General features: G+C 36.0%; 4 protein-coding genes. 1 reads left to right on the top strand and 3 read right to left on the bottom strand.

Features of this window, described 5'->3' with window-relative positions; all coding sequences use genetic code 11:
• A partial coding sequence (locus J5224_RS23945) for a site-specific DNA-methyltransferase (protein ID WP_264627730.1) occupies window positions 1–580 on the bottom strand: 580 nt, incomplete at its 3' end.
• 513 nt (window positions 581–1,093) lie between these two features.
• On the opposite strand from J5224_RS23945, the gene J5224_RS23950 reads away from it, so the two are divergent.
• Window positions 1,094–2,146 (top strand): FRG domain-containing protein, encoded by a 1,053-nt coding sequence (locus J5224_RS23950; RefSeq protein ID WP_264627731.1) that lies wholly within the window; start codon window positions 1,094–1,096, stop codon window positions 2,144–2,146.
• A 696-nt stretch (window positions 2,147–2,842) separates the two neighbouring features.
• Here the strand turns inward: J5224_RS23950 and J5224_RS23955 are convergent.
• Window positions 2,843–3,565, bottom strand: a complete 723-nt coding sequence (locus J5224_RS23955; protein WP_264627732.1) for an HNH endonuclease signature motif containing protein — start codon at window positions 3,563–3,565, stop codon at window positions 2,843–2,845.
• A 76-nt stretch (window positions 3,566–3,641) separates the two neighbouring features.
• Window positions 3,642–3,836, bottom strand: a 195-nt coding sequence (locus J5224_RS23960) for a hypothetical protein (RefSeq protein WP_264627733.1), incomplete at its 5' end; no start/stop codon positions are given.

Consider the following 3,836-nt stretch of genomic DNA (forward strand, 5'->3'; position numbering starts at 1 on the left):
GATATCTCCGCCCTTTCCCATTGACAACGGTATTGCTTACCTCTACCAAAATCCCACCCAATAACACTTTAAATAACCTTGCATTAATAGGGTTATTTATTTTTTTTATAGCGGATATGATGGCATATATCCTATTAGCCACACCTAAATTAAAAATCCATCTATTATTAATTCCGGGCTCAACAAATGTTGGAGGCAAATAATTAATATACTCTTCAACATTTGGTATATCTTCGTAAGAAGTTTTAATAACGAAGCCAAAATCATCTACTAATGAATGAATATTATAAGTAGAAAGTTTAGCTTCAATTAAGTCAGCAAGATATGGATTGACCTCGATTGTCGAGGGGTGAACACCTAAAAACTGGCATGCTAATGCAGTAGTTCCAGAACCACCAAATGGATCCAGACAGCTAGTCACCGGTATTCGGCTTTCATTAATTGCTCTTTCAATTAATTCAGGAACATAAGCCTCTTTGAAATGTCGCCAACCTTGAAAAGCTATTTGCGATGTTCCGAAATTTGTTCCCCATGACGTGATCTTCCTTTGATTAATCCACTCATCGAAGCTGATAAACATTTAACTTTTACCCTAACTCACTAGTATCATTCAATATGGCAATAATTATGCCTAAAAACGTTAATAATTTCAAGATCTATGCATTTATTTCAAGCCCCTAACATTTGATTAGCTGAAAAATATTAAAAACTCATTATATTATGACAATTATTTCCACAAGGCATCCATCCATCGACCAGAGATACTACATCCATAGGATGTACAAATTATATATCCTGCTTGAGAGAGTAAGTAGCTTACATTTTTGTTGAAAAAAACGCTAGTAATCACTATGATAGAGTTGGTTGTGAAGAGCATACGTATTTATATAAATTAATTCTTTTTCGGCGCTAACATTCTCCATCTTACTTTCCTAGTAAATGAATGAAAAACCACACTAGCATAGACATAAATTATTATTTTTTCATTATCTGGATAACACTCTGGAGACATTTTACACTTTAATGATATAATCCAGCATGAAAAAAAACTATATTGTCATGAATTAGCATAGTATTGCAGGTGAACGTGCCTTTGGATAAAATTCTGAAAAAATCTCATCAAGGAAAAACGTTAATGAACGTTTCTGACTATTGGTCAAATTACGAAGTAACTGCCAGAAATTATGAAGATCTTCAACGACATATATCCTCAATTTCTCATATGGCAGTAAAAAAGAACAGAACAATAGTATGGCGAGGGCAAGTTGATGCTAACTGGCCGCTAACAAGCAGGCTTTATAGAACGTTTATAAATAGTAATCCGTATCGTATAACTGAGAAAGAGTTCTCCAAGCTTGAGCAAAGGATTCTCGTTGAATTGCGTAAGTGGGGTTTGCACTCTCAACGAATAGGAGGAAGACTATCCATTTTATCCCAGCTTGCCATGTTACAACATTATGGAACACCAACAAGACTTATCGATATTACTTTCAATGCATTGGTGGCTGCTTTTTTTGCTACTGAATATAGTAAAAATGAAGAATCAAAAAATGGTCGTATATTTGCAATTGACATCACAGACCGTATTATTAATGAAAATAAATATCTTAGGGACTGGGAAGATTCGCTAGATACGCCTTGGAGTAAAAGTTTTAAAAAATCTCAGCATGGATCTTTTGAAAATCCGATTGAGCTAGATGAATATCTTAAAAATTGGGATTATGAATGGACTACTCATTATTATGCTTGGAAGCCACCATCACTTGACGGGAGGATAGCAGCACAGAATGGAGGGTTTATTTTCGGTGGGGTTGTTGGTACTATATTACGTGAAGGGTATATCGATTTCCAAAATCGCGTAAACAATAACTCATCTTTTCAGGTTGTTAACCCAAGCACAGGAAAATGGTTGCCGATAGATGAATTTAGAGAGTTAACATGCCTTGCCATTAAGCCGAAAAATATTCCAACAAAAGATATCCGTGATAATACACGAAATGCCGTCTATTCAATAAAAATATCTGCAGAATCTAAAAAATCTATAAGAGAAGACCTTGAGAAGATTTACGGTTATAATCATTCAACTATTTATCCAGATTTTCCCGGATTCTCAAATTATGGTGTTTCAAAAATCCTAGATCATTAATTTATCGATTCATTTGACATTTCTAAATGAGATCTACTGCATGTTAGTTATTTAAATAATTTAAATGTGGTGACAATCACGCTCACTATTGCAGACCTGTTTTCTGCGTTAAAAAATTTCTTTACTGTCTTCGATGTTGGTAACTATTAGTTGTTTCATGTTAACCCAATATGCTCTCCTTCAGAGAATATTTTCAGATAATACAATAGCCTGAGAATTTTCATCATTGCTGTGGATATTGGCATTATTGGTAATAACAATAAATTATGCTTCAGAATTGGGTGCCGCGATCAATTAGATCACTGGACTGCACCATTCCGCTAAACGCTCTTTCTCGATAGTCGTATTCACTACGCTATAATTGAAGATCCTGAATGATGAACGTAAGCTTCTGTCACAAACCAGGCACCACAACGAACACCATAGGCGGCTATGAGTGAACAGCGGAAGTTCGCAATTGCTCTCACTACCTTGGAGGTATTACTAACATTACCGTGTATTAATCAACGGGGAGTAGCACACCCTGAATAACTTAAAAGTGTAATTCTCAGGGGCGAATGACTATATCTGGCACATATTATAGGAGCTGAAAGCCCGGCACATCTGGTATTAGTGAGAAAGAAACATAGCGAGTGGTTCTGCCGCAGTATACTCAAGGTAGGAAACATTATCCTATAACATCGGTTAGTTTAATTACTATGGAATAATATTAGTTATTTGCCCTGATATATCACAACCAATCTCATCTCTTAGTCGTTTTAACTGTCGACCAACTTTTTTTCGTAATATAATCAAGTGAGCATCAAGCATGCTGCTATCCAGTGAAAGCTCATTCATAAATTCTCTGTTCGCGTCCTGAATTTCTCTACACATTTCTTTAAAACGCTTATCAGCGTCAATTTCTCGCATCTCTCTCTGTATCATTTTTCTAACTTGATCTATTGAGCTGATACAAAGCATTGGATCTTCAATGAATGAACTTTGAAAAAATACGCCCTTTGAAGAAATATAATCAACAATATTTTGAGCAATTTTGCGATTCGTCGATTGTCGCGATATCAGAGGAAGAGGGCTTTTATGTGTTCTCAGAAGCACCGATATAGTTTCTTCGTGCTCTTTTTTCCATTCAAGAAGTTTCAATTCACTATAATCAATCCCATTATTTTTATCTATCAATGTGTGGCAGTTAGCGCATAACCAAAGTCCATTTTCGACACCATTAACATCAACACTTGGGTTTGAGGTGAACCTTGCTGCACCTGGTTTTTCGCCAAAAATATGAGCGGCCTCACCTTTTTTATTCTTTAATGCACTTTCAGTGAGAGCCGGACCGATAGTCAGAGTATTGCATTCTGGGTTACTACAGATATATGCAGCTCTGTAAGCGATCATTTCAGTAACTTTAATTTGAAATGGCACTGATTTCTCCAATTTTTCTCAGCATTAATGACTAAATTTAAATACGATAAGAAGCTGCATCAGCTAAAATTAATTCTTAAACAAGAATTTTTGCCGACTTGCAGTAGGCGTAGTACGAATCAGTGTGGTCCCATTTCATTCCTTGCACCGGGCCATTAGCGTACATACTAGCCCCAGAGCTCATAACAAAAAAATTCCGACGAATCAGCTCTACCGCTTCGTTGTAGAAATTGTGGAAGTGCCCCTCATCACCATTTTGGATTTTGAGGAT

The organism is Candidatus Symbiopectobacterium sp. NZEC135 (assembly GCF_025962695.1).